Genomic DNA, 25802 nt, shown 5'->3' with positions numbered 1-25802 from the left:
CGGGGAGATCGGCTTTTCTTTGCGGACCAATGGTATAACGTCCGCTGACCTTCTCAACCGAGCCCGCTAGCATATGATCCTCCAGCTTCTGCTGATCGTTCTCATTCTCTCCCTCGTCGTCTCGCAGCGAAAGCTGTCGGGCCGGGTCGCTTCGCTGGAGAAAGAACTTTCGGATGTCCGGGCGCGCCTGCTGAGCGGCGTTCCCGTCACTTCCGAGGCGGTCGTGTCGCCCGAGACGGCGCTTGCCGAGATCCGCACCGAAGCCGCGGCTGACATGGTCGAAGACACGGACCTTGCAAAGGCTGCAGCAGAACCATCGAAGACCGAAGTTCTGGCAGAAATCACGGCGCCCGAGGAGAGGACGTCCGATCAGGCAGCCGAAACACCACCGCTCCCCGCGCCCGCTCCGCGCTTCCGCCGTGAAAATCTGGAAAGCTATCTCGGTGCTCGCTGGCCGGTCTGGGTGGGTGGCGTGGCACTCGCCTTTGGCGGCATCTTCCTTGTCCGCTATTCGATCGAAGCCGGTCTGCTCGGCCCCGGTGCTCGTCTGTCGCTGGCAGCGATATTCGGCTTGGTGCTAATCGCCGCCGGCGAGCTGGTGCGCCGCCGGGCAATGCCCAAGATGTCGGAGCTCTACGCCAATGCGATGATCCCCGGTGCGCTGACGGCCGCCGGTAGCATCACGCTGCTGGGCGCGTCCTTCGCGGCCTACGCCTTTTACGACTTCATCGGCTCCGGCGCCGCCTTCATGTTGATGGCCCTGATTTCGTTTGCAACAATCGCGCTGTCGCTGCTGCACGGGCAGACGCTGGCCGGGCTTGGCCTGCTTGGCTCGCTGATCACGCCGCTTCTGGTGACGACCGACGACCCAGACGTCAACGCGTTGTTCCTGTTTCTCGGCGTGAGCTGGCTGGCGTTGAACGCCGCCTCGCGCATCCGCCGCTGGACCGTGGTGCCGATGATCGCCAATTTCGGGATCGGCCTCTGGGTTCTCGCCTACACGTCACAATCGCTGCCGATCGACATGATGCCGCCTTCGCTGGTGCTGCTGATGATGATTGCCGGAACGATCCTCATCTGGCCCGGCCGCGTTTATACGCGCGGCTTGACAGGGAGCGGCGGCTGGCGGGCGCTGCTGAAGAGGCCACCGCTGCGGATCACCCTCTCGTTATCAGTCACGGTCGCGATTTCGGCGCTTGCCATGCTGGTCGCCACGCCTGGGGGCTCTCTTCATCCGCTGTTCGTCTTCGTCGCCCTGATCGGCGCGCTGGCCGCCGTCGGCAGCAGTCGCAGCTACGGGGTGTGGACGGTCGTGGTTGCAGCGCTCGCCGCGCTTGCCGGTATCGCGACCGTTGCGTCGACATTGCTCGCCTATGTGATGCCCGAACCGGTGACCGGCACAACCGCGCCTGTCGTTGCCGCTTTCGGCCACGAGATTGCAGGCTTCCTGCTCCTCGGCGGCATCTTCACGCTGCTCGGGGCCGGGTTCCTCAGGCGCTTCCGGCATGAGGAACCGACGTTTTCGGTACTCTGGTCCTTTATGATGGGGGCAATGCCGGTCACGATCGGGTTCATCTCGTTTCTGAACTTCGGCAATTTTTTCCGCGACTGGACGCACGGCCTCTACGGCATCGGCATCGGACTTGCGATGCTCGCGGTGGCGGAGTGGCTGTTTCGCGGACGTGATGAAAGCGATGGCGACGGCATCGATTGGCCGGCAAATATCGCAGTGCTCGGCTCCTTCGCGGGCTTCACGCTGGCACTACACGCGCTTACCAACGGCATCGTCACGACGATACTTCTTTCCGTTCTCGGCTTTGCCTATCTGATGGCGATGCGAGTGCGGACATGGGCTGCCCTGCCCTGGATGATGGCGGCGGCAATCGCGATCGTGTTCGGTCGCATCGCCTGGCAGCCGACGCTGGTCGGGCCGGACAGTCTCGGCACGACGCCGTTCTTCAATGCGCTGCTGCCGGGCTACGGTATTCCGACCCTGCTCGCGATCATTGCGGCCTGGATGCTGCGCAAATCACCCGATGTCCGTGTCCGCAACGTTTTGCAGGGACTGGCATCGCTTGCAGCCCTGCTGACACTTGCCGTGCTGATACGCCACGCGATGAATGGCGGCGTGCTCGATGCCCGTACGCCGACGCTTGGCGAGCAGTCGATCTACACGCTCTTGACGATCGGCTTCTCCGGCATTCTGATGACGCTCGACCTGAAGAACCCGAGCCCCGTCTTCCGCTACGGCTCGATGATCGCTGGCGCGATCGCGACGGTGAACGTGCTCTCGGCGCATGTGTTTGCGCTCAATCCGTTCTTCTCCGGCGAAAGCACCGGCTCCTGGCCCGTCCTCAACCTTCTGCTGCTCGGTTATCTTCTCCCGGCGCTCGCCTATGGACTGACCTCGTACTTGGCGCGCGGCCGGCGGCCAGCGCCCTATGTGGCGATGCTCGCCGTCTCGGGCGCCCTGCTCGGCTTTCTCTGGGCGACGCTTTCGGTTCGACGCTTTTTCCAGGGCCAGAATATTGCCCAGTGGAAGGGCTTTCTCGCTTCCGAAACCTATGCGTATTCTGTCGTCTGGCTCCTGATCGGCATCGGCCTTCTGGTAGCGGGCTCGAAATGGAACGCCAAGAGCCTGCGGCTTGCTTCTGCAGTGCTGGTGCTGGTGTCCGTGGCGAAGGTTTTCCTGATCGACATGGCCAATCTCGAAGGCATTATGCGGGCCCTGTCCTTCATCGGGCTGGGGGCAGTTCTGATCGGAATCGGGCTTTTCTATCAACGGATTCTGGTCAACAAGAACGACACATCTAATACAGACGATTCTCACGAACCTTCGTAGAAACCAGCATGACCGCGTCACTCGCAGAAGCCTTTTCGCCCCACCAGGATCTGGCCAGAAGCCTCATTCCGCATGCCAGTGCTGGCGACGATGGAAGCCACGATCTGGCTCACATCGCCCGCGTCTTCAAGAATGCGATGCGCATTCATCAACACGAAGGCGGCGACGGGCGGGTGCTGGCAGCCGCGGTGCTGCTGCATGACTGCGTTGCGGTGGAAAAGAACTCCCCGCTGCGCAACCAGGCGTCTCGTCTTGCCGCGGAGAAGGCGGCGGGCATTCTGGGCGAGATGGGCTGGAGCGATACAGAGATCGATGCGGTCTCCCATGCGATACTCACCCACAGTTTTTCGGCAAATCTCGAGCCGCAGACGATCGAGGCGAAGATCCTGCAGGATGCTGACCGGCTCGATGCAATCGGCATGATCGGTGCGGCACGCTGTTTCTACATTGCCGGGCGGATGGGTTCGGCGCTTTACGATCCGGCCGATCCGCTCGCCAAGCATCGACCGCTGGACGACAGGACGTTTGCAATTGATCATTTCGAGACGAAGCTGTTCAAGCTCGCCGACGGCTTCAAGACGCAGGCCGGCCGGCAGGCGGCAAACGAACGCCACCAGCGTCTGAAAAGTGTTCTCGACCTCTTTCTCGATGAAATTTGAGGAAAACCCATGCATGTCAGCGAGATCAACTACTACCCCTTGAAGAGCGGCCGCGGCATTTCGCTCACTGAGACGCAGATGACGTGCACAGGCATACCCGGCGATCGCAGCTTGATGCTGGTCGATACCAGGGGGCATTTCGTCAACCAGCGCGATCTTCCAGAAATGGCGCAGTTGCAGGTCCTGCCCGACACGGACGGGTTCCGGTTTTCGATGGAGAGCAAGGGCGAGATCACCGTCACCCGGCCGCCGGGCTACCGGCGTACCGATGTGGTCGTTTGGAATTCGATCGTCAGCGCCGCGCTGGCCGACAAGGATGTCAACTCGACCCTTTGCGACTGGCTGGGCTGCGACGTGCGGCTTGTTTTCTTCGATGAACGTTCGAAGCGGACCGCAAGCGACGACTGGGCAGGACCCGATACGCCGGTCACATTTGCCGACGGATACCAGGTCCTGGTCACGACCACCGGCTCGCTCGAGGCGATCAATGCCGACATGGAGAAGCATGGAGAAGGCGCCGTCGGGATGGACCGGTTCCGCGCCAACATCGTCATCGACGATGGGGACGCCTTTGGCGACGACCATTGGGAGGCGATCGAGATCGGCGGCCTTCGTCTCGATCTCGTCAAACCCTGCGCCCGCTGCATCATGATCACCCAGGATCAGGTGACCGGTTCACGGGATGTCGCCAACCCGATGCCGGCACTCGGTCGCCTGCGCATGTCGGCCGACCGGCGTGTTCCCGGCCCGCTGTTCGGCTGGAACGCAGTGCCGCGCGGCGGCGGCATGATCGCAATTGGTGACGACGTGAAAGTGGTCTCAACACGCGGCGCCTGGGCCATCAAGCAGCGGTAAGGAAAAGCGGCTGTAGGTTGCCTGACCGCGTCCCATTACCGGACTTGAGAACTGTCGTGAGCTTACCGCGCTAGGCGCATTGCCTGGCCCTGGCAATCCAGCACCTCGTCGATGGCGTGACCGATCTTTTCGATCAGTTCCTGCAGGTTCGGGTTTTCCGGATCGAGAAAATCGCCAACGAAGGCGACAACATTATCCGCCGTCAAAGGAAAACCGCTGATGCTACACTTCAGGATTGCCTGGTTTGCAATCGTGGTCGCGGTGATGCGCTCCAGAAATTCGTTTCGCTGGTCTTCCGTCATCCCAGTGAGCATCGTTTCTCCTGATTTGCTTGCCCAAGTCTAACTCAACCTTGAGAACATATGTTCCAGTCGCCAGTACGGGGAAGACCTCAAGTGCAGGTCTCCAGAACTATTTGCAGTTTCTCATATACCTTTTTCGGGTCTGAAGGTTCCCTCTGACGGCACCGCATGGCAGACATGTCCAATCGGCGTTTGTTGACAAAGGTCAAAACCGGTCAAGAACACCGATCTCACAAACGTAGGGCGTCACGGCGGCGCTTGCGCGCTCCGCACTGGAATCGATCACCATCATGACATCTCGGTCTACGGGACTTCTCTTCGCGTTGACTGCTGTCATTATCTTCGCGGTTCAGGACGGCATCTCGAAACACCTGGGCGGCGCCTATCCTCCCATTTTCGTGGCGATGATCCGCTACTGGGCCTTCGCAGGTTTCGTGCTCATCGTGGCCGGTCGCTCGTCCGGCGGTGTCAAAGGTGCAGCGTCCGCGAACAGGTTGTGGCTGCAGATTGCCCGCGGGGTCATTCTGGTTTTCCAGATCGCGCTGTCGATCTTCTCCTTTGCCGAGGTCGGTCTTGCGGCCACCCATACGATCTTTGCTGCGACGCCGCTGCTTGTTGCCTGCCTTTCGGTGCCCCTGCTCGGCGAGAAGGTCGGCTGGCGGCGGTGGACCGCGATCGGCGTCGGCTTTGCCGGCATCCTGATGATCATCAATCCGCTGCATGCGACATTCGATTTCCGGATCGTCATCCCGCTGATCGGCACCACGATGTTTGCGCTCTACTCGGTGCTGACCCGGCTCGCGAGCCGCACCGACACGGCCGATACCGCGTTTTTCTACACGGGTATTGCCGGTGCTGCGGCGATCACGCTAGTCGGTCCGTTTTACTGGTCGCACATCACGCTTTCCGACTGGTTCTGGATGTTGACGCTTTGCGTTACCGGCATGACCGGGCACTATCTGCTGATCCGCGCCTACTCGCTCGTCGACGCCGTCGCGGTACAGCCGATGTTCTACGTACAGTCGGTGCTCGTCTGCCTGATCGGTGTGATGCTGTTCGGCGAGATGATGACCATCAACATGGTGGCCGGGTGTGCGATCGTCATTAGCGCCGGCGCCTTCACGCTCTGGCGCGAATCGCGGCTTGGCAAAGTCCCACCGCCCCCGATCGAGCCGCCCGGCGCGCTGTAGAAGAGGCTTGTCGCATCAGCTGTTGTGATGCATCGCGTCAGGAAAAGTCGTTTCCCATTTCACACCCGCGCGGCTATGGATAATGCCTCAATTCAGGAGGCAAGCATGTCCAACCCCGCGCGCGCATCGATGCCCTGGCTGATCATCACGGCCGGTGCCTTGGTTGCGATGCTGACCTTCGGCCCGCGTTCGGCAATGGGCTTCTTCCAACTGCCGATGTTGTCCGATCGGGGCTGGGATCGCACCACGTTCGGGCTCGCGATGGCGATCCAGAACCTCGCCTGGGGCCTTGGCCAGCCGATCTTCGGAGCGATAGCGGACAAATACGGTACCGGCCGCGTGCTCGCCCTGTCGGGTCTCCTCTATGCGGGCGGACTGTTCCTTATGTCGTCCGCGCAATCAATTCCCATGCTGCACCTGTCCGGCGGTCTGATGGTGGGGCTTGCCGTCGGCGCCGGTTCGTTCGGCACGATCCTGTCAGCCTTTGCCCGCAACGTGACGCCCGAACAGCGCTCCTTAGCGTTCGGGATCGGCACTGCCGCCGGATCTGCCGGGATGTTTCTGTTTGCGCCGCTCAGCCAGGCGCTGATCACGGCCTACGGCTGGTCGGACAGTCTGATGATCATGTCGGCGATGATGCTTGCTGTTCCGCTGCTTGCCATCCCGCTCCGGGGCAATGCCAGCTCCGGCACGCAGAACCAGACGGAGTTCAAGCAGACCGCGGCGCAGGCACTGCGGGAAGCCTTCGGGCACAAGTCGTACCTGTTGCTGACCTCGGGCTTTTTCGTCTGCGGTTTTCAGGTAGCTTTCATCACCGCGCATTTCCCGGCCTATCTTCGCGATATCGGCATTGACGCTCGGTATGCGGTGATCGCCATGGCACTGATCGGTTTCTTCAACATCATCGGCTCGCTCGGCGCCGGCGTGCTCGGGCAGCGCTACTCGAAACCCTATCTGCTTGCCTATATCTATATCGGCCGCTCGATCGCCGTCACGGCCTTCCTGCTTTTGCCGCAGTCTCCGACCTCGGTCATCATCTTTGCCGCCGTGATGGGTCTCTTGTGGCTGTCCACGGTGCCGCCGACCAACGGACTGGTGGCGATCATGTTCGGCACGCGGCATCTGGGCCTGCTTGGCGGTTTCGTGTTCCTGTCGCACCAAGTGGGGTCGTTCCTCGGCGTCTGGATGGGCGGCGCGCTTTACGACAGGCTCGGTTCCTATGACATGGTCTGGTGGTTCGGCGTCGTGTTCGGCCTGTTTGCCGCGGCCGTACACTGGCCCATTCGCGAAAAGACGGTGAACCGCCAACCGGTCATGCAGCCGGCGGAATGATACCTGATCCTTGCGGCGTCTGATCGTCAGGGGCTTTCGACAGCGCCTTCAGCGCCGCCTGAACGAACCCGTCGCGGGCGGTACTCTGGGTCATTCCGCGCGGTTCATAGACATGCCGGGATAGGAAATGGCCGGTCAGACGGAAGGCAGCGGCCATGCCGTCGCGGTCGGCAGTCCTGGATGCTCCCTCTCCCAGAAAATCCGGCAGGGCCAGCATGCGGTCCGCATAGGGAGCGCCGGCGTCGCGGCTCACGGCGCGACCGGATTTTGGCGACACATAGACAAGATCGCTGCGTGTGCCTGTCGCTGCACATTCCGAAAGATCCAGTCCGAAACCAAGATCGTTCAGTACCGCGAGTTCGAACCGGACGAAGAGTTCGCCCGCATCGGACGGATCATCCATCGCATCGAGAATGATATCGAGGGCTTCAAACAGGTGCGGATGCGGATCACGCTCGGGAAGCAGCCGAAGCAAAGCCCCCATCGCCTGGACACCGTAGACCGCCGTTGCGGTTTCCATCAGCTTTGCTGCACGCAGTTGCAGCGGTTCGAGCTTGAATTCGCCGAGATGCTCGTCGAGACGCGCGCGCCAGACCACCTCCACGCGGTTTCCCGGCTGCAGCACCGGTTGCATCGAGCGCGAGCGGCCGGATCGGACGATGCCGAGATGGCGGCCGCGTTCGCGCGTCATCAGTTCGGCGATGACACTCGTCTCGCCGTGGCGTTTCACGCCGATGATGATTGCCTCGTCCTGCCACTGCATCGATAGGTGAACTTCCTGTCTGCGTTGATCAGTTCTACCGTATAACCTCTTGGGACTGAATCGGTTTCTGCGTCTTTCCGGCACGGTTTGCGGGCTCTGTCGGTGTCTGGGTGTGGCTGTCGCGCCTCCCTTGATTTATCTCTCGATCGGGCTGGAACAAATTGCCTTCGCCGCGGATTTCTCCGCCGAACAGCCAAGAGCAATACGCTGCCGGAGATCACATGAAAAACGCCCTGCTCGCTACCGCTATCATTGCCGCGATGCCCTTTGGCCTCGCCTTGCCAACGCCTGCGGCCGCGCAGTCGCCGCAGCTTGAACAGGCCTGCGTCGCGGTTGCCAAGAACTTCCTGCTCATTCCAGACGTCAAGACCGGCATTGTGCAGTCCTTCCCGGAACTCGATCCGCCGGGCGCACGTCTGACCTATTCGACCCGCCAGGACGCCAAGCCGACCGATTTCACCAACGAGATCGATTGCGAGTTCGGCAAGGGTGGACCTCCATTCACGCTGCTGCGCTTCTGCATCTCGAAGACATGCTACGGCCCGGGTGAGCAGGAACCCGAAAATCGTCGTCGCTTCGAAGAGGTCAAGGCGCTGATGGAGCGCAAGAAGTAAGATCTCCGTCTCAGCCGAGATCCGGCGTCAGCATGTTGAGTGCTGAAGACAGATATCGCGCGGCCAGAGCATGGCCGCGCGCTGAAGCGAGATCCAGCGCTGCCCGGCAGTGGCTCTCGAGCGGATCACTGATCTGAATCGGTTCGGCGAGAGCTGGCTGCACGATGACAGTGCCGCTGTAGATCGAAGGCAGCCCATCGACATCGCGCAGACAGCGCCCGTTCGCGCGAACGCTAACCTTATGGCCATCCGGATGGGTCAGGCTGTATTCGGCATTGTAGGCTGCACCATCGACGATCGCCATGTGGATAGCCTTGGCCACACGCTGCTTGTCGCCTTCGTCGATGTAGCGCACCAGGACGTCGATCGGCATTCCGATCGACAGGTCCTCGATCGAGAGACCAAACACATGGGCGATGACGTCGTCACCATAGACGCGGTTTTCTGTAACATTCCAGCTGTAGAACCCCACCGCGTTGATGAAATCCTGATCCGCTTCGTCAGAAGCGATCGTTCCGCGTGCCATGTACGCTCCCTATGCCAATACGACGCGTAGTTGTACCATCACCATCGCGTTAGCAATCGCGTACATTGATAGATGACAAGTTGCTACGGGGTTCTACGTAACGAATCACGAGCGCCCTTTGGCTGACAGGAATGTCCAAGGGAGCGATTCTGCAGCCATCGTGCACGACCGGAGGATGCAGACGCAATTTGCCCGAACCATGGATGCTTTACGCTTTTTTGCCGCCATCCAGCACGTTGAGTGCGGAGGACAGGTAGCGGGCCGCAAGCGCGTGGCGGCGGCTGTTGGCGATTTTCAAAGCCTCGAGACAATGGGTCTTGAGTGGATCGCCAGAATGAGCACCACTGCCCACTTCGACAGCGGTAACGGAACCTGTGTAGATCGACGGCAGGCCGAGCTTGTCGCGAAGGCATCGTCCCTGCCCTGTCACCGTGACGCGGCGACCGTCCACATGGGTGATTCCATAACTCTGGTGGCACTTTTTGCCAGAAATGATGGACTCGTGCAGGGCTTTTGCGACGCGCTGCTTGTCGCCATCGTCGACGTTGACGATGACCTGTTCGATCGGCGCGCCGCTCTCGAGGTCCCTGTAGGGGACCCCGTAGATGAATGCGAAGACCTGATCGCCGTAGACCTTGTTCTCCTGAACGTTCCAGCTGAAGAACCCAACCGCATCGCTGAGATCCATACCACTGAAGGCATCAAAACGTCTTATATCGCTCATGCCTGGCACCACCTCCACGATTTGCCGAGATCGCCTCAGTCCTTTAATACAACCAGCGTAACCCGTCGGCGTATTTTAGGAAATAACAATTAAGCATTTCCGAATTTACTAACATTCGAAATTACACAGCAGTTCCTTCTCCCGATATCAAGCTAACGCATCGGAAGGAGTCGGCAAGCCAAAAACGGTTAAACATTCAGTTTTTCGGGAATTCCAGGCCCATTTCGCGGAAACGTTGTGGATCGTCTCCCCAATTTTCCCTGACCTTCACAAAAAGGAACAGGTGAACGGGCTGTTCAAGGATCTCGGTCAGTTCCTTGCGCGACGCTGTCGAAATTGCCTTGATGGCGTCGCCGTTCTTGCCGAGAGCGATCTTCTTCTGGCTTTCGCGCTCGACATAGATGACTTGTTCGATCCTGACGGAGCCATCCTTTCGCTCTTCCCACTTCTCCGTCTCGACATGCGAGGCGTAGGGAAGCTCTTGGTGGAGCCTTAGAAAGAGCTTCTCGCGGGTGATTTCGGCAGCAAGCTGGCGCATCGGCAGGTCGGAAATCTGGTCCTCCGGGTAGTACCAGGGACCTTCCGGCAGGGTCGTGGAGAAATAGTCCATCAGATCGTCGCAACCCGAGCCTGTCGTGGCCGAGATCATGAAGGTGCGCACGAAGTCGATCTTTTCGTTGGCCGCAGCAGCAAGCGCCAGAAGATCCTCGCGCTTGACCTGATCGATCTTGTTCAGAAGCAGCAGTTTCGGCTGATGCACATCCTTCAGACCCTCGAGGATCGCGTCGGCATCGCCGCGCAGGCCGCGTTCGCTGTCGATCAGGAGCGCGATCATGTCGGCATCCTTGGCGCCGCCCCAGGCGGTGGTCACCATGGCGCGGTCCAGCCTGCGGCGCGGCTTGAAGATGCCGGGCGTATCCATGAAGACGATCTGGGCGTTGTTGTGGATTGCGATGCCCCGAACGATGGCGCGGGTTGTCTGCACCTTGTGGCTGACGATCGACACCTTGGCGCCGACGAGACGGTTGACCAGCGTCGACTTGCCGGCATTGGTCGCGCCGATCAGCGCCACGAAACCGGAATGGGTCGGACCGGCTTCAGCCAGTTCCGCCGCCGCCTCGTCGACCGCGGTTTCCGGCTGAACGGCGTTTACGTCTTCGTCTTTGCCATCGATGGTGTTGTCTTCGATCATGATGTCCAATCAGTCTTCAGCAGAGGTCTTCTGCCAGACGCCTTCGCGTTCGAGTATCCTGGTGGCAGCCACCTGTTCGGCTGCACGTTTCGACCGGTCGGCGCCCGTTTCGGGCGAAACACCGGGAATCTCGACCGTCACGGTAAAGCGCGGGTCGTGATCCGGGCCGGAGCGGTCGTCAATGCGATAGGAAGGCGTCACACCGAATTTGGCATGTGCCCATTCCTGCAATTCCGTCTTGGCGTCGCGGCGGGCGCCATCGGCGCGGGTCGCACGCGCCTTCCAATGACGCAGAATGAAACCGCGGGCAGCTTCCAGTCCGCCATCCAGATAAAGGGCGGCAATCAAGCTCTCCACCACATCGGCGCGGACGTTCATCATCCGCTTGCCGGTGATCTTCTTGACGTCGGCGCCGGTCCGGATGAAACGGTGCAGTTCCATCTCGTCTGCAACAATGGCACAGCTTTCGGCGCTGACCAACTGATTAAGGCGCACAGACAGCTCTCCTTCCGGTGCGGACCGGAAGGTGGTGAACAGAAGTTCGGCAACGCAGAGCCCGAGCACACGGTCGCCCAGAAACTCCAGACGCTCGTAATTGGCATCCTTGGCAAGACCGACGCTGGCGTGGGTCAGCGCCCGGTCAAGCCACTGCTTCTCGGAAAAGACGTGGCCGATTATCGTCTCGAGACGGCCGCGTTCTTCATCCGAGAGTGAGAGCGGTTTCATCAATGAACGCCCTTGAAGAGACGGTCCCAACGCATGTTGGACGGCCATTTCCAGATCTCGCGGAAGGACGTGTCGTTGCCGAGCGAGAAGAAGATGACGCTGGCGCGACCGACGAGGTTTTCGGCCGGAACCATGCCCGGACCTTCGTCAAAGCGGCTGTCGAGCGAGTTGTCGCGGTTGTCGCCCATGAAGAAATAGTGTTCCGCCGGCACGACGAACTCGCGGGTGTTGTCGCCGCGCGAGCTTGGGGACTGGTCGAGCGTGTCAAAGGTCACGCCGTTGTCGAGCGTCTCGCGGAAGACCGGAACGTTGGTGCCGGGATCGGAGCGGTAGTCGGATGTGAAAGCGCCGTCGCCCTGCTTGGGTACAGCGGTTCCGTTGACGAAGAGCACGCCGTCGCGAACCTGGATGCGGTCACCGGGAAGGCCGATCAGGCGCTTGATGTAATCGATCTCGGGCTGCTGCGGCAGGCGGAACACGATCACGTCGCCGCGCTTCGGCTCGCTGAACTGAAGGACGCGGCCCTCAAACAGGTCGGGCGAGAACGGCATCGAATATTTCGAGAACCCGTAGGCGAACTTGTTGACGAAGATATAGTCGCCGACTAGGAGCGTCGGCATCATCGAGCCGGACGGAATCGTGAAGGGCTGGAACAGGACGGTGCGGATCACCATAGCCAGCAGCAAGGCCTGGATGATGACCTTGATGTTTTCCCAAAGGGCATTCTGCGGCTTCGTCTCGGCGTTATCGGACACGTATTTCAATCTCTCTCTTCACGGCGGATGGCTACCTGTGTGAAACGTGCCGCAATCTTCGAGAGATCACGCCCGCCGTTCAGGTCATTCCTGCGTGGCACCTTGTAGCTACAAAACCGCTGCGCGCTTTTGCGGGACATGCTTTAGCGTCTTCACAGAGCGGCGGCAATGGGCCACCGCTTCGCCAAATTCGGGTACGCTCACGGAGCGGCCACCGGTCGCGCCTCAATGATCACGAAGGCCTGCGCATAGGGATACTCGTCGGTGATCGTGACGTGGATGAAAGGCTCCTGACCGGCGGGCATCAGTTCCGCCAGCCGCTCGCCCGCGCCACCCGTCAACACCATGGTCGGCTTGCCGCCCGGCAGGTTGACAACGCCCATGTCTTTCCAGAACACGCCGTTTGCAAGGCCGGTGCCGAGAGCCTTGGAGCAGGCTTCCTTGGCGGCGAACCGCTTAGCATAGGATTCGGCGCGGTTCTTCCGACGATCGGACTTTGCGCGCTCGATATCGGTGAAACAACGATGGGTGAACCGTTCCCCGAAACGTTCGATGGATTTTTCAACTCGACGGATGTCGATGAGGTCACTGCCCATGCCGATAATCATCAAAGTCCCTCTTTCTCAAGCATCGACTGACTTGCGGTCTGCCGGCTGCGCCGTCAAGTTCCCCGGCTGATATTCCCGCTCATAGGCCTGCTGATATTCGCTGCGGCGGGCAAGGCGACGCTCCGTCTGGCTGTTGCGAAAACTGCGGATTCCGAAATAGGTCGCGACATAGACAAGCAGTCCGCAGAACAGTCCGGGAGGCAGCGAGCCGATCAGCATCGGCTCCAGGATCGGGTCCCAGAGTTCCGATAGCTTGAGCTGGGAAAACAGCGCCGCTAGATCGACCGGCCGCGCTTCGCCGCCGCCAGCGCGGCCAAGGATGAACTGGCCGATTTCCCACGTAAGCGGCCAGATGATGGGACAAGTAACGGGATTGGCGAAGGCCGTGCCAAGCGCCGCAGCGACCATGCTGCCGCCCAGCACCCAGGCAAAAGGAATCGCAAAAAGGATGTGGAAGCCGAGAAAGGGTGTCCAGGCGCTGACCATGCCGATGGCAAGACCGGCAGCAACCGCATGCGGCGAACCGCCGATGCGCAAGATCTTGAGCCGGTAATATCCGAGCACACGGCGGAACCCCTTCGGGGGGAATATTGCGCGATACAGCTTTTCTCGGAAGGTCGGGGCTTTGCGGCGCCGAAAGGGCATGAAGCAGCTTCTTTCTGGTTCGGTCCGGTGAAGGATCCGAGAACCATCATCTCAGTTCGGAAACGGTCTTCGTAGCGGAAGCCCAAGATGATGGCGAAAATTGGCCGCTGGCATCGGGCCGCTTCGCGCACGGCCCCCGGATAAATCTACTTCACGACAGACGACCGAGCCGCTGTCATGTCATTGAATTCAGATGGACTTGCGGAACATGCCACGGTCGATCTGTCGAACGCGGTGCTCGAGATCGAAGCGATCGCAGGCTTCGTTGAGGTATGCCATTTCGCGTTCCTGGACGGAAGGGCCGCGCAGGACGCGGGCGAACTTGCGGACGGAGGTAAACATCTGACGTCTCTTTCGGTAAATGTTGCGGTGCAGCAGATATAGGCTGAACCAGCGGGCTTTACCAACGCAAGGGTTACCTCCCAGCCCTGCATTGAATGCATACCCTCTCAAAGGGAGCGCACTCAAAACAGGCAGTCCGCGTCGACGATCGGCTGGGGTCTAGTCGTAGACACGCTTCAGGTTGGAAACGCAGTCCAGTTCCTTCAGCTGCGTCAGGAGCTGATTGAGCTGGCGCACGTCCCAGACTTCGACTTCCATGGCGATCTCGGAGAAATCGGCGGCGCGATTGCTGGCCATCGACAAGGATCGGATGTTGATGTCGAGACCGCCGATTGTCTTCGCGACCGTCGCAAGGGTGCCTGGCTCGTTGATCGTGTTGACGTCGATACGGGCCAGAAAACGAGACTTGTTGGCCTCGTCGAGATCCCAGCGCACATCGATCCAGCGCTCCGGTTCCTCATCGAAGTGCTGCAGGATCGGCGCCTGGATCGGATAGATGGTGATCGCCTCGCCCTTGTCCATGATCCCGACGATACGGTCTCCGGGCACGGCGCCGCTCGGTGCGAAACGCACCTGCATATTGCCGGCAAGACCGCGGATCGGAACCGGTTCAGGGCTCAACGCAACGACATCGCCGGCATTGACGGCCGTCTGGGCATCCTCCAGCGGTGCCTTTGGCTGGTTCGGCAGCTTGAACATCATGCCGGACGCGCTGCGCATGTTGAACCAGCCGTCATCGGCCGATGGCTTCACGGTAACGCGTTCATCTTTGAAATCGGGGAAGACGGCGCGCAGCACGTCGAGAGACGACAGCTCCCCTCGCCCGACGGCAGCGATCGCATCCTCGACATCCTTGTGGGCAAGCCGATGCAGAGCAGGCTTCAGCGCCTCGCGGGTAAAGGTCTTTGCGGCGCGATCGAAGGTGCGCTCCAGAATGCGATAGCCGAGGCCGGCATACTGTTTGCGGATCGCCATGCGGGTAGCGCGGCGGATGGCCGAGCGGGCCTTGCCGGTGACGACGATTTCTTCCCAGGCGGCCGGCGGAACCTGCACGCCCGAGCGGATGATCTCCACCTCGTCACCGTTGTTCAGCCGGGTGACAAGCGGCATGATACGGCCGTTGATCTTGGCGCCAACCGTGGTGTCGCCGATATTGGTATGAACCGCATAGGCAAAGTCGATCGGCGTGGCACCGCGCGGCAGCGCGATCAGCTTGCCCTTGGGCGTGAAGCAGAAGACCTGATCCTGGAACAGTTCGAGCTTGGTATGCTCCAGAAATTCTTCCGGATTGTCGCCTTCGGCAAGCGACTCGATCGTATGGCGCAGCCAGGAATAGGCGCTCGATTCCTTGGGCAGAAGATCGTCGCCCTTGGCGCCACCCGACTGGCCGTCCTTATAGAGCGCATGCGCGGCGATCCCGTATTCGGCAATCTCCTGCATCATCTCGGTACGGATCTGCAATTCGATGCGCTGCCTCGAGGGGCCGACGATCGTCGAGTGGATCGAGCGATAGTCGTTCTGCTTCGGGTTGGAGATGTAGTCCTTGAAGCGGCCCGGCACGACGCGCCAGCGGGTATGAACGATGCCGAGCGCCTTGTAGCAGCAGGCGACGTCGTCGACGACAATGCGGAAACCGTAGAGGTCGGAAAGCTGTTCGAAGGACAACGACTTCGACTGCATCTTGCGGAAGATGGAATAGGGCTTTTTCTGGCGCCCCTTGACGGCGGCGTCCGGCAGGCCGTTGGCGACGAGAAGATCGCGCAACTCGTCCTCGATCTTCTTGATCAGCCCTTCGTTGCGGGCCGAAAGATCGGCCAGCCGCTGGGTGACAGTCGCATAGGCTTCCGGGTTGATGTAGCGGAAGGACAGGTCCTCGAGCTCGTCGCGCATGTCCTGCATGCCCATGCGGCCGGCCAGCGGCGCATAGATATCCATCGTCTCTTCGGAAATGCGTGCCTTCTGCTCGGCCTTCATATGGTCGAGCGTGCGCATGTTGTGCAGCCGGTCGGCGAGCTTGACCAGCAGGACGCGCACGTCGTCGGAGATCGCCAGCAGCAGCTTGCGCAGGTTCTCGGCCTGCTTGGCCTTTTTCGAGACGAGATCGAGACGCTTGAGCTTGGTCAGACCCTCGACGAGACGACCGATATCCTCGCCGAACAGTTCATCGATCTCGGCGCGGGTCGCCGTCGTGTCCTCGATCGTGTCGTGCAGCAACGCGACGGCGATCGTCGACTCGTCGAGATGCATGTCGGTGAGGATGGCAGCCACTTCGAGCGGATGCGAGATATAAGGATCGCCAGAGGCGCGTTTTTGCTGGCCATGCTTTTGCATGGCGTAGACATAGGCCTTGTTGAGAAGAGCTTCGTTGGCCTCGGGCTTGTACTTTTGTACCCGCTCAACAAGCTCGTACTGCCTCATCATCCCGTGAAATGCCCTCGATACCGGGTCCAACAAAATAAAAATGGCGCGCCAACCATCAGATCAGCGCGGCCATCATAGATATCAAGACAGATTAGGGCGAGAGAATGAACGGTCCCTTGCCCAAACAATGCATCAATCAGTAATCGTCGCTCTTTTCCGGCGGCACGAGGCCTTCGATACCAGCGAGAAGGTCTTCTTCCGACATCTGGTCGAAATTGACGGTTTCCGCGGCGCCGTCTTCCTCGTCGTTGCCAGAGGCTGTCGACGTGCTGCCGGCAGCAATCAGGGTTGCCGGATCGGGCTCGGGCTCGTCGATTTCGACATGCTTCTGCAGCGAATGGATCAGGTCTTCCTTCAGGTCGTCGGGAGAGAGCGTTTCGTCGGCGATTTCGCGCAGTGCGACGACCGGGTTCTTGTCATTGTCGCGATCGATGGTGATCGCTGCGCCCTGCGAGATCTGGCGGGCACGGTGGCTGGCGAGAAGCACCAGCTCAAAACGATTATCGACTTTGTCAATGCAATCTTCTACTGTGACACGGGCCATTGCCTGTCCTTTGCGGTCGTTATTTTCGGAATTGCTACGCCCGATACAGCCATTGCCGGCGAAATTCAAGTTTATTCATGCCGACTGCCGCATGCCGCCGACCGAGGTGGCGATGACTCTGGCCAGATTCAACGAAAGGTTGCTTGGATAAAAGCGAATCCTACCATAAATGACATTTATATGATTAGCTGGTAATTTAACCGATAAATACCTAAGCGATCGGCTCAACTTTTCATTTGACGGGTCCTTGGTCAAGCAGCTTGAAGGGGATGGAGACATATGTTTGACCCAAGAGAGAAGATAGCTCTCTTTATCGACGGTGCTAATCTTTACGCGGCCTCGAAAAGCCTTGGTTTCGATATTGATTACCGTAAGCTTCTGAAGGCTTTTCAGAAGCGCGGCTATCTGTTGCGTGCCTATTACTATACGGCGCTGATCGAGGATCAGGAATATTCGTCGATCAGACCGCTGATCGACTGGCTGGATTACAACGGCTACAAGGTTGTGACAAAGCCCGCCAAGGAATTCACGGATTCCCTTGGCCGCCGCAAAATCAAGGGCAACATGGATATCGAGCTCGCGATCGATGCGATGGAACAGGCCGAGACCGTTGATCATCTCGTGCTGTTTTCGGGCGATGGCGACTTCACCAATCTTGTCGAGGCGCTGCAGCGCCGCGGTCGCAAGGTCTCGGTCGTTTCGACGATGCAGACGCAGCCGCCGATGATCGCCGACGACCTGCGCCGGCAGGCCGATCATTTCATCGATCTGATGACACTGAAAGCCGAAGTGGGCCGCGATCCATCGGAACGCGCACCACGGCCGACGGAGCCTGCTCCCGAACCGGCCGAAGGCTGAGATCATCCCTGGAATGAGAAAGGCGCCGTTCGACGGCGCCTTTTTTTGTTGGGGAAAACGACTACGCCGAATGCGGCTCCGGCGTCACCGAAGATGACGCCCCCTGCCCGGCGCTGCGCTTTCGTGCACGAAACACGCCCTCGACGATCAGGGCCAGGGGAAGCCCGATAAAGAACGGAATGAAGAAGTAGATCACTCGGAACGCGACAAGCGAACCGATCGACGCCTGGTCACCCATTACATGACGAACCGTTGCCTCGAGGACTCCGAGGCCACCGGGCGCATGGGTAATGAGGATTGCAAGATTGGCGAGCACGAACGCGGTCGCGGCCTTCAGGTAGCTGACATCGGCGCTCGCTGCCATGACTTCGCGCAGGCAGGCGGATACGAGCGCGAAATTGATCGTGCCGATTACCACCTGTGCGATGGCGATCCTGAGCGTCGGCATTTCAAAGCTCCAGGAGCGGATCTTCAAAGGCGCGCGCACCGTTGCCGCGAGGATGAGATATACACCCGTCACGGCGAGGCAGGCAAAACCGATCCCCATGACCATCGCCTCCGACAGCCGCAGGACTGTTGCGGCATCCTTCGGATTGATAATCATCACGATGCCCGACAGAACGGCCATGCCGATGCCGACAGTGACACCGGAAAACAGAACGATCTTGGCAACGTCCTCGGTGCTCATGCCCCAGTGATGATAGTAGCGATAGCGCAGCGCGCCGCTGCTGAGACCCGACAGGCCGACACTCTGGCCGATCGACAGCGCGATGAAGGAGGCAAGGCCGATCTTGGGATAGGAGAGGTCGTTCTTCACGTAGCGCACGCCAGCCCAATCAAAGCCGGACAGGCAGACATAGGACCCGGCGGCAAACAGGCCCGCCATGACGAGATTGTAGGTCGGGATATCCCGGACGGACTGGACTATGTCGCTGAGCGAGTATTCGCGGAACGTGTGGTACAGAAGGTAGCCGGCGGCGCCGAAGCCGATGACAATCGTGATGTAGGTAAAGATCTGCTTTTTCGTCATCGCCCACTTGCCCCAAAATAACGAGCTGAAACGGGCGATGTGTGGTTTTGTTCCGCCGTGAGGGTTCTCCAGCTCGCTCGAGCACGCGCTTAACGCGACGCCCGACGGGTCAGCCTCAACCGGCCTTGAAAAGCCGCGACTTCTCGCGGTTCCAGTCGCGTTCCTTCTCGGTCTCGCGCTTGTCGTGCAGCTTCTTGCCCTTGGCGAGCGCCAGTTCGAGTTTCGCGCGACCCTTTTCATTGAAGTAGATCTTCAACGGCACCAGCGTCATGCCTTCGCGGTTGATACCGACACGCAGGCGGGAAATCTCGCGCTTCGACAAAAGCAGCTTCCGGCGACGGCGCGGCTCATGGTTGAAGCGGTTGGCCTGCAGATATTCCGGAAGATGGCTGTTGATCAGCCAGATTTCATTGCCTTCGTCGGAGGCGTAGGACTCGGCGATATTTGCCTTGCCGTCACGCAGCGACTTGACCTCGGTGCCGGTCAGCATGATGCCGGCTTCGTAGGTATCGAGGATCTCGTAATTGAAGCGGGCCTTGCGGTTTTCCGCGACAATCTTGTTCACCGTGCGCTGGCTGCCTTTGGGGGCCATTGAAATCTTCCGTCGCCCTTCATCTGAAACACAATCCCCGCCCATGGGCGATGAGCGGGGTTCGATTTCTATGTAATGCGCCAGGCAGCAAAAGTGAAGCGCTGCGGCTTCAGTTCAGGATACCCGCATGACGCAGTGCTGCATCAATGGCAGCTTCCGTCGCCGGTTCCAGCGTCGACATCAGCGGAGAGCGGACAGCGCGGTTCAGACCGCGGACCTTGTAAAGCCCGTATTTCGAACCGCAGACGCCGGGCTCCATGAAGATCGCCTTGTGGAGCGGCATCAGGCGATCCTGATACTCGAGTGCCTTGGCATAATCGCCGGCAAGCGTGGCGGCCTGGAACTCGGCACAAAGCCGCGGCGCGACATTGGCCGTCACCGAAATGCAGCCAACGCCACCATGGGCGTTGAAGCCAAGTGCCGTCGCATCCTCGCCGGACAGCTGCACAAATTCCGACCCGCAGGTGATGCGCTGTTCGGAGACGCGCTCGATCTTGCCGGTCGCATCCTTGACGCCGACGATGTTCTTGTAGGCCTTGGTAAGGAAACCCATCGTTTCCGGGGTCATGTCGATGACCGACCGGCCGGGAATGTTGTAGATGATGATCGGCAGATCGGTGGCTTCGGCGACCGCGGAAAAATGCGCGATCAGGCCCTTCTGGGTCGGCTTGTTGTAATAGGGTGTGACCACCAGAAGCGCATCGGCGCCCGCGGTCTGCGCATGCTGGGCAAGCTCGATCGCTTCGCGGGTGTTGTTGGACCCGGCGCCGGCGATGACAGGGACGCGGCCGCGGGCGGCCTCGACGCACAGTTCAACGACCCGCTTGTGTTCGTCGTGCGAGAGCGTCGGAGATTCGCCGGTCGTGCCGACCGGGACCAGACCGGAACTGCCTTCCGAGATCGTCCACTCCACATGCGCGGCGAAAGCATCCTCGTCCACCGCGCCGTCGGTGGTGAAGGGGGTGACGAGAGCGGGGATCGATCCCTTGAACATGCAAAACTCCCAAAGGCCGAAGGGCATGGTACAATCCATGCTTCGGCCGTAATCCGCGACTATAAGGCTGGGCACCATAAATCGGCGACCGGGCGGCGACAAGCGGAAGTACATGGGTTTTCAGCGTAAATCCCACTTAAGAATTCGCGCGATCGTGACCGCTGTGGTAAGGTTTTGTTAAGCTTGTCAGCAGCTAATAAGGGGTCTGAAACATCGTTGTCGCGAGTTGCCGGATGAGCAAACCCGTTGTAATCCTCAAGACGCTCGGGGCAGCGCTGGCAATCAGCGTCGCGGCCCTGCCGGCTTACGCTGCACCTCCAGGTCCCAATGCCGGCGTTGCGCCGCTGCCATTCGTGAGGCCGGACGCTCCTGCTGCAATCCCGGGCTTCACCACCGTTCCGACGCCCGTCCCTGCGCCACCGACAACACCACCGGCCACTCCGGCGCTGGTTCCCGTGCCTGACATTACCGGCGCAATCCCCAGGATGAACCGGCCGCTTGCGACGCCCGCTCCCGCCCCTGCTCTCAAGGCCGGTCTCGATGCACTCTCCGACAACGATGCCGCACAGGCGATCGCCATGCGCGACAGCCTGCCGGAAGGCTCGCTCGACGAAAAGATCCTGACCTGGGCGATTGCCACCTCGGGCGCCCGCGGTATTCCTTCGAGCGAAATTGCCGCTGCGCAGCGCAGGCTGGTCGGATGGCCGGGGCTTTCCACCCTGCGGGCGCAGTCCGAACGCGCGCTCTACCGCGAAAACCCGACGCCGGCCCAGGTGCTTGCCGCTTTCGGCACGACGAAACCGGAAACGCCGGAAGGTGCCGTCATTCTATCGAGGGCGTTGGTGGCAAGCGGCAAACATGCCGATGCCGGGCGCATCCTGAAAAACATCTGGGCATCCGAGCCGCTGGACAAGCCGATGGAAGACCGGATCCTTGCCGAGTTTTCTGCGCTTCTTTCGCCTGCGGATCACCGGGCGCGGATGGATTACCTGATGTACCGCAGCCGCGGCGCGCAGGCGAAGCGCTTTGCCGAGCTCGGCGGTTCGCAATCGCTCTACAAGGCGTGGAACGCCGTCATCGTCAACGCAAAGACGGCAGGACCGGCGATCGAGGCAATTGACCGTTCGCTGGCAAGCGATCCGGCTACCCTTTTCGTGCGGATCGAATATCTGCGCCGCCAGGACAAGTACCAGGAGGCCGCAGCGCTTCTCGCAAAGGCTCCGCGCGAAGCGGGCCGCCTGATCAACACCAGCGAATGGTGGAACGAGCAGCGAATCGTTGCCCGCGGGCTCGCCGATCTCGGCGATCTCAGGCTGGCCTACCGGACGGTGTCCGACCCGATGGCAGCACTCTCCACCGACAAGGTCGATGCGGAGTTTCATGCGGGCTGGTACGCGCTGCGGGCGCTGAACGATCCGGCCACAGCCGAAAAGCATTTCTCGAGGATTCTTGCTGCCTCGAGCCGTCCGCTCTCGGCATCGCGCGCGCTCTACTGGCTCGGACGCGCCGCGGAGGCTGGCGGACCGGGTTCCTCATCGGAATTCTACAGCCGCGCTGCCAGGTTCCCCGGCACATTCTATGGCCAGCTCGCCGCCGCAAGGCTGGGCACGCGGACGCTCGATGTCAGTTATCCGACGCCATCGGCAGCCGACCGGCAGATGTTCGAAAACCGCGAGGCCGTTCGGGCTATCGCAAGGCTGGACGCCGCCGGCCACGATCGCCGGTCGGCAGCGCTTTACAAGGCCCTCGGCGAAGAGCTGACGAGCCCCGGTGAACTCGCGCTGCTTTCGTCACGCGCCGAAGCGCAGGGCGACCATGCGCTGTCGCTCTCGATCGGCAAGAGTGCCTTTTCGCGCGGCATCGACGTTGCAGCGCTTGCCTATCCACTGGGCGTCATTCCGACGGCTGCCAATATCGAGGGGTCCGGCAAGGCGCTTGCCTACGCGATCGCCCGTCAGGAAAGCGCGTTCAATCCGACAGCCGTGTCACCGGCCAACGCCCGCGGGCTGCTGCAAATCCTGCCGACGACCGCCCAGGGCGTGGCGAGGCGCCACGGGCTGGCCTTCAAGGCCGACCGATTGACCAGCGATGCCGGCTATAACGCGACGCTCGGTGCCCATTATCTGGGAGAGCAGATCGAGACGTTCGGCGGCTCCTACATCATGACCTTCATCGCCTACAATGCGGGGCCGAAACGGGTGAACGAGTGGATTGCCCGCTATGGCGATCCTCGCGGCAAGCCGATCGACGAAGTCGTCGACTGGATCGAGCGCATCCCCTTCCCCGAAACGCGCAACTATGTGCAGCGGGTAATGGAGAACTACCAGGTCTACAAGGTCAGGCTCGGACAGACGTCGGATATCGTGACAGACCTGCGGTTGGGGCGCCGATAATCTTATCTTGCAACGCCCGGTTCGTCTGATCACACCCCAAAATGCAAAAAGGCCCGGCAATGCCGGGCCTTTCGCGTTTGATCGCAGAAATCAGAATGTGCGCTGGAAGCGCAAGAGACCCGACCATGCTTCGTCGTCGAGCGTGGCGTTGTTCCACTTGGTGTAGGCAATTTCCGGCTGGATCAGGAAGCCCTGGATCGGCGTCCACTGCAGGTTGGCGACAGCCGAAAGGACGTCGCTATCAGAGTAGGAAACCTGCATGTTGGCAGCGAGGTCTTCGTTGAACTCGTAACCGGCACCACCCCAGACGGCCCAGTCACCCCAGCCGAAGCCATCAATGATTTCAGGTGCATAGGAGTTGAAGCTGTCGCCGTCGCTGTTCCAGCCACCCATCAGGAAGGCGGTGAAAGCGCCGAACTTGCCGCCGACACGTGCCTTGACGGCACCTTCTTCAGCCGATTCGTCGTAACCACCGGTTACGCCGACCATGAAATTGCCTGTGTCGTATTTCAGACCAGCGGCAACATTCGGCCAGTCGCTGGCGCCACCGGCGGTGTCGTTGTCGTTCTGGCCGTCGTCTTCGAGAGCGGCGAATGCCGAGAAGCCGTTGCCACCCTTGTAGGTGTAGGCAACCATGTTGACTTCGCTCGGGCCGTAATTGATGACGTCGTCGCTGTCGACGTTACCGGCGTAATCGATGAAGGATTCATAGAGCGAATCCTGCAGGCCGACCGCAAAGCCGCCGAGTTCGATCGTCGCAACCATCAGGCGCGTACGGGTATTTTCTTCGTAGCCGTAAGACGGGTTATGCGGATCGTAGTCGAAGCGCGCCGTGAGGTTGGTCTTCAGCGTGCCCATTTCGGTGTCCGAAGCGGTGCTGAGATAGAGCTCTGCGCGGCTGTTGGTGTAGAGACCATCGGCATCCGGGCTGTAAGCGCTGCCATAAGCGGCATCAAAACGGACGCGACCGCCGACCTTGAGGCAGGTTTCGGTGCCTGGAATGTAGAAGTAGCCGGTGCCGAACGCGTCGCAGACGCGGACGTATTCCATGGGTTCCGGTTCGGCGGCGACGATGGCGTCGGCGGCCTGAGCGCCGGAGACTGCTGCGAGGGCAGCAGCGGAGCCAAGAAGAAGGCTCTTAATGTTCATTTTGTAATCTCCAAACAAACGCAGATGAAACAATGCATGTCGTAAAACAAGGTCGTCCATGGAAGCAGGAATCACCCCGAGTCGCGTGGTCGGCTGCCGAGACGCTAGTCGTCGATCAACTTTGCGGCAACGAAATCGGCACTGTTGTGTCCATTAGCGCCTCAATCGAACCGGTCGGTGTTGCAAGCATTCATCAGTTTGTTCGTGTGTTCTAAATCGCTGAAGAGCGGACGATGCTGCGTTGCAGCGAATCATCAAGCGACCGCCCGAATCAAACGCCGAAACGCAAAAGGCCCGGCAGAAGCCGGGCCTTTCGTAAAACCAAATCCTTTTAAAGGATCAGAACGTGCGCTGAAGGCGAACCATACCAGCGAACTGGTCTTCGTCGATTGCATCCCAGCTCGTGTAGGAGATTTCTGGCTGGATCAGGAGGCCGGAAACCGGGGTCCACTGAACGTTACCAGTTGCTGCGAAGGTTTCGTTGTCCGTGTAGGAAAGCTGTACGTTTGCAGCAACCTTGTCGGTGAACTTGTAGCCTGCGCCACCCCAAACAGCCCAGTCACCCCAGCTCGTGCCGACGCTGTCGCCAGGCGCGTACTTGTTGGTGGTGTCGCCGTCTGTGTTCCAGCCACCGAGAAGGAAGGCCGAGAATGCGCCGAAGGTGCCGGAGATGCGCGCCTTGATTGCGCCTTCTTCCTGCGACTCGTCGTAACCACCGACGAGCGAAGCAGCGAACGTGCCGCTGTCGTACTTGATACCGGCAACTGCATCCGGCCAATCGCTTGCGCCGCCTGGGATGTCGTTGTCGTTGGTGCCGTCGTCTTCGAGCGAGACTACAGCCTTGAAGCCGTTGCCACCGTCAAAGGTGTAGGTAACCTGGTTCAGTTCGAACGGGCCGTAGGAGATCACGTCATCGTTGATGACGTCGCCAGCGTAGCCAGAGAACGACGAATACTGCGAGTCAGCAAGACCAACCAGGAAGCCACCCCAAGTGATGTTGGCTTCGATCAGACGCGTGCGCGTGTTTTCTTCGAAACCAGCGGCCGAGTTGTGCGGGTTGTAGTCGAAACGAGCGACGATACGGGTCTTCAGTGCACCCCATTCGGTGTCGGAAGCTGTGTCGAGCGAGATGTGCGCGCGGCTGTTGGTGTACAGGCCATCGCTGTTTGGCGTGTAGGCATCAGCATAGCCTGCGTCGAAACGAACGTAACCACCGATCTTGAGGCAGGTTTCCGTGCCTGGGATGTAGAAGTAACCCGTGCCGAAAGCGTCGCAAACGCGAACGTATTCCATTGGCTCCGGCTCAGCAGCGACGATAGCGTCAGCGGCCTGGGCACCGGAAACTGCTGCGAGAGCTGCAGCGGAGCCGAGAAGAAGGCTCTTGATGTTCATATTTGACCTCCAGTCAAAGTTTCAAAAGGGGTGAGTAGCTTGCTGGAGCCAGCACATCTGCCCCTCCCCGCGACTCAAGAAACGGCGACGAACCGACGCGCTTCATGTCCCGAAGCTACGAGACCTTCCCAATTGTGACAAGTAAATCACAAGCTTCGATGCGCGTTTTTGGTGTTTATTTGCAAAAGTGTTGCAACGTTTCATCGCATTGGTTTCGAGCGTTAACCAACACTTAATAAACGGGCCGGGAATCGGCGTTCCGCGACGCGTCGGGGAACTGGTGACCACCTCAGTCGCGGCAGAGAATCACCAGACGGCCGCGACCGATGGCGACAGAAACAGCCGGCAGTTTCA

General features: G+C 60.2%; 25 protein-coding genes. 8 read left to right on the top strand and 17 right to left on the bottom strand.

The genetic code is table 11. From position 1 onward, the window contains the following. Nucleotides 1–73: 73 nt before the first annotated feature. Genes ACQY1P_RS10390 through ACQY1P_RS10380 form a run of 3 tightly spaced genes read left to right on the top strand, consistent with a single transcriptional unit; the run spans nt 74 to nt 4356 of the window. The gene (locus tag ACQY1P_RS10390; protein ID WP_430256356.1) at nt 74–2842 is read left to right on the top strand and encodes a DUF2339 domain-containing protein; all 2769 of its coding nucleotides are present in this window, start codon (nt 74–76) and stop codon (nt 2840–2842) included. 8 nt (nt 2843–2850) lie between these two features. Then, complete coding sequence (locus ACQY1P_RS10385; protein ID WP_430256355.1) at nt 2851–3501, top strand: HD domain-containing protein; 651 nt, start codon at nt 2851–2853, stop codon at nt 3499–3501. A 9-nt stretch (nt 3502–3510) separates the two neighbouring features. Continuing rightward, nucleotides 3511–4356 (top strand): MOSC domain-containing protein, encoded by an 846-nt coding sequence (locus ACQY1P_RS10380; RefSeq protein WP_430256354.1) that lies wholly within the window; start codon nt 3511–3513, stop codon nt 4354–4356. A 62-nt stretch (nt 4357–4418) separates the two neighbouring features. On the opposite strand, the gene ACQY1P_RS10375 is transcribed toward ACQY1P_RS10380, so the two are convergent. Continuing rightward, a complete protein-coding gene (locus tag ACQY1P_RS10375; RefSeq protein WP_139283842.1) occupies nt 4419–4670 on the bottom strand; it encodes a hypothetical protein in 252 nt (83 codons plus the stop codon). 278 nt (nt 4671–4948) lie between these two features. Here ACQY1P_RS10375 and ACQY1P_RS10370 point away from each other — a divergent pair, with 278 nt between their 5' ends. Both ACQY1P_RS10370 and ACQY1P_RS10365 read left to right on the top strand, forming a co-directional pair. Next, a complete protein-coding gene (locus ACQY1P_RS10370) occupies nt 4949–5848 on the top strand; it encodes a DMT family transporter (protein WP_062453384.1) in 900 nt (299 codons plus the stop codon). A gap of 105 nt (nt 5849–5953) precedes the next feature. Then, nucleotides 5954–7180: an MFS transporter gene (locus ACQY1P_RS10365; protein WP_430256353.1), complete on the top strand. Its 1227-nt coding sequence runs from the start codon at nt 5954–5956 to the stop codon at nt 7178–7180. Here ACQY1P_RS10365 and recO read toward each other — a convergent pair. Next, a complete protein-coding gene (gene recO / locus ACQY1P_RS10360) occupies nt 7161–7943 on the bottom strand; it encodes a DNA repair protein RecO (RefSeq protein ID WP_113111126.1) in 783 nt (260 codons plus the stop codon). The two genes, ACQY1P_RS10365 and recO, sit on opposite strands and share 20 nt — an antisense overlap. Nucleotides 7944–8164: 221 nt before the next feature. On the opposite strand from recO, the gene ACQY1P_RS10355 reads away from it, so the two are divergent. Continuing rightward, nucleotides 8165–8557, top strand: a complete 393-nt coding sequence (locus ACQY1P_RS10355; protein WP_062453386.1) for a hypothetical protein — start codon at nt 8165–8167, stop codon at nt 8555–8557. A gap of 10 nt (nt 8558–8567) precedes the next feature. Here ACQY1P_RS10355 and ACQY1P_RS10350 read toward each other — a convergent pair whose 3' ends face one another. The 10 genes from ACQY1P_RS10350 to rpoZ form a co-directional block, all read right to left on the bottom strand. After that, nucleotides 8568–9083, bottom strand: a complete 516-nt coding sequence (locus tag ACQY1P_RS10350) for a PAS domain-containing protein (protein WP_430256352.1) — start codon at nt 9081–9083, stop codon at nt 8568–8570. Nucleotides 9084–9291: 208 nt separating this feature from the next. Continuing rightward, complete coding sequence (locus ACQY1P_RS10345; RefSeq protein ID WP_062453388.1) at nt 9292–9807, bottom strand: hypothetical protein; 516 nt, start codon at nt 9805–9807, stop codon at nt 9292–9294. Nucleotides 9808–10003: 196 nt separating this feature from the next. Next, nucleotides 10004–10999: a GTPase Era gene (gene era / locus ACQY1P_RS10340; protein WP_430256693.1), complete on the bottom strand. Its 996-nt coding sequence runs from the start codon at nt 10997–10999 to the stop codon at nt 10004–10006. Between the two features lie 9 nt (nt 11000–11008). Further along, complete coding sequence (rnc, locus tag ACQY1P_RS10335; RefSeq protein ID WP_371816122.1) at nt 11009–11725, bottom strand: ribonuclease III; 717 nt, start codon at nt 11723–11725, stop codon at nt 11009–11011. Continuing rightward, nucleotides 11725–12480 carry a signal peptidase I gene (gene lepB / locus ACQY1P_RS10330; protein ID WP_062454754.1) on the bottom strand — a complete coding sequence of 252 codons (756 nt, stop codon included), beginning with the start codon at nt 12478–12480 and terminating at the stop codon, nt 11725–11727. Before lepB ends, rnc begins: the two co-directional genes overlap by 1 nt. Nucleotides 12481–12680: 200 nt before the next feature. After that, nucleotides 12681–13088 (bottom strand): holo-ACP synthase, encoded by a 408-nt coding sequence (gene acpS, locus ACQY1P_RS10325; protein ID WP_062453390.1) that lies wholly within the window; start codon nt 13086–13088, stop codon nt 12681–12683. A 15-nt stretch (nt 13089–13103) separates the two neighbouring features. Beyond that, nucleotides 13104–13733, bottom strand: a complete 630-nt coding sequence (locus ACQY1P_RS10320; RefSeq protein WP_192076674.1) for a DUF2062 domain-containing protein — start codon at nt 13731–13733, stop codon at nt 13104–13106. 189 nt (nt 13734–13922) lie between these two features. After that, nucleotides 13923–14075, bottom strand: coding sequence for a DUF3563 family protein (locus tag ACQY1P_RS10315; RefSeq protein WP_082471869.1), 153 nt, complete (start codon nt 14073–14075; stop codon nt 13923–13925). A 159-nt stretch (nt 14076–14234) separates the two neighbouring features. Then, a complete protein-coding gene (locus ACQY1P_RS10310; RefSeq protein WP_113167359.1) occupies nt 14235–16496 on the bottom strand; it encodes a RelA/SpoT family protein in 2262 nt (753 codons plus the stop codon). A 136-nt stretch (nt 16497–16632) separates the two neighbouring features. After that, complete coding sequence (gene rpoZ, locus ACQY1P_RS10305) at nt 16633–17040, bottom strand: DNA-directed RNA polymerase subunit omega (protein ID WP_062454756.1); 408 nt, start codon at nt 17038–17040, stop codon at nt 16633–16635. Between the two features lie 279 nt (nt 17041–17319). Here rpoZ and ACQY1P_RS10300 point away from each other — a divergent pair, with 279 nt between their 5' ends. Beyond that, nucleotides 17320–17898 (top strand): NYN domain-containing protein, encoded by a 579-nt coding sequence (locus ACQY1P_RS10300; RefSeq protein ID WP_062453393.1) that lies wholly within the window; start codon nt 17320–17322, stop codon nt 17896–17898. A gap of 61 nt (nt 17899–17959) precedes the next feature. On the opposite strand, the gene ACQY1P_RS10295 is transcribed toward ACQY1P_RS10300, so the two are convergent. From ACQY1P_RS10295 to dapA, 3 genes are all read right to left on the bottom strand, one after another. Continuing rightward, nucleotides 17960–18928 carry a lysylphosphatidylglycerol synthase transmembrane domain-containing protein gene (locus ACQY1P_RS10295; RefSeq protein ID WP_092661804.1) on the bottom strand — a complete coding sequence of 323 codons (969 nt, stop codon included), beginning with the start codon at nt 18926–18928 and terminating at the stop codon, nt 17960–17962. A gap of 115 nt (nt 18929–19043) precedes the next feature. Next, complete coding sequence (gene smpB, locus ACQY1P_RS10290; protein ID WP_062453395.1) at nt 19044–19520, bottom strand: SsrA-binding protein SmpB; 477 nt, start codon at nt 19518–19520, stop codon at nt 19044–19046. A 109-nt stretch (nt 19521–19629) separates the two neighbouring features. After that, a complete protein-coding gene (dapA, locus tag ACQY1P_RS10285; protein WP_062453396.1) occupies nt 19630–20514 on the bottom strand; it encodes a 4-hydroxy-tetrahydrodipicolinate synthase in 885 nt (294 codons plus the stop codon). A gap of 233 nt (nt 20515–20747) precedes the next feature. On the opposite strand from dapA, the gene ACQY1P_RS10280 reads away from it, so the two are divergent. After that, the gene (locus ACQY1P_RS10280) at nt 20748–22907 is read left to right on the top strand and encodes a transglycosylase SLT domain-containing protein (protein ID WP_430256351.1); all 2160 of its coding nucleotides are present in this window, start codon (nt 20748–20750) and stop codon (nt 22905–22907) included. A gap of 90 nt (nt 22908–22997) precedes the next feature. On the opposite strand, the gene ACQY1P_RS10275 is transcribed toward ACQY1P_RS10280, so the two are convergent. Next, a complete protein-coding gene (locus ACQY1P_RS10275; RefSeq protein ID WP_062453397.1) occupies nt 22998–24056 on the bottom strand; it encodes a porin in 1059 nt (352 codons plus the stop codon). 339 nt (nt 24057–24395) lie between these two features. Then, a complete protein-coding gene (locus ACQY1P_RS10270) occupies nt 24396–25448 on the bottom strand; it encodes a porin (RefSeq protein WP_092661800.1) in 1053 nt (350 codons plus the stop codon). Nucleotides 25449–25802 lie beyond the last annotated feature (354 nt).

This window comes from Neorhizobium sp. DAR64872/K0K18 (assembly GCF_050500175.1).
Classification (GTDB): domain Bacteria; phylum Pseudomonadota; class Alphaproteobacteria; order Rhizobiales; family Rhizobiaceae; genus Neorhizobium; species Neorhizobium soli.
This window is presented reverse-complemented; position numbering and strand designations above follow the sequence as displayed.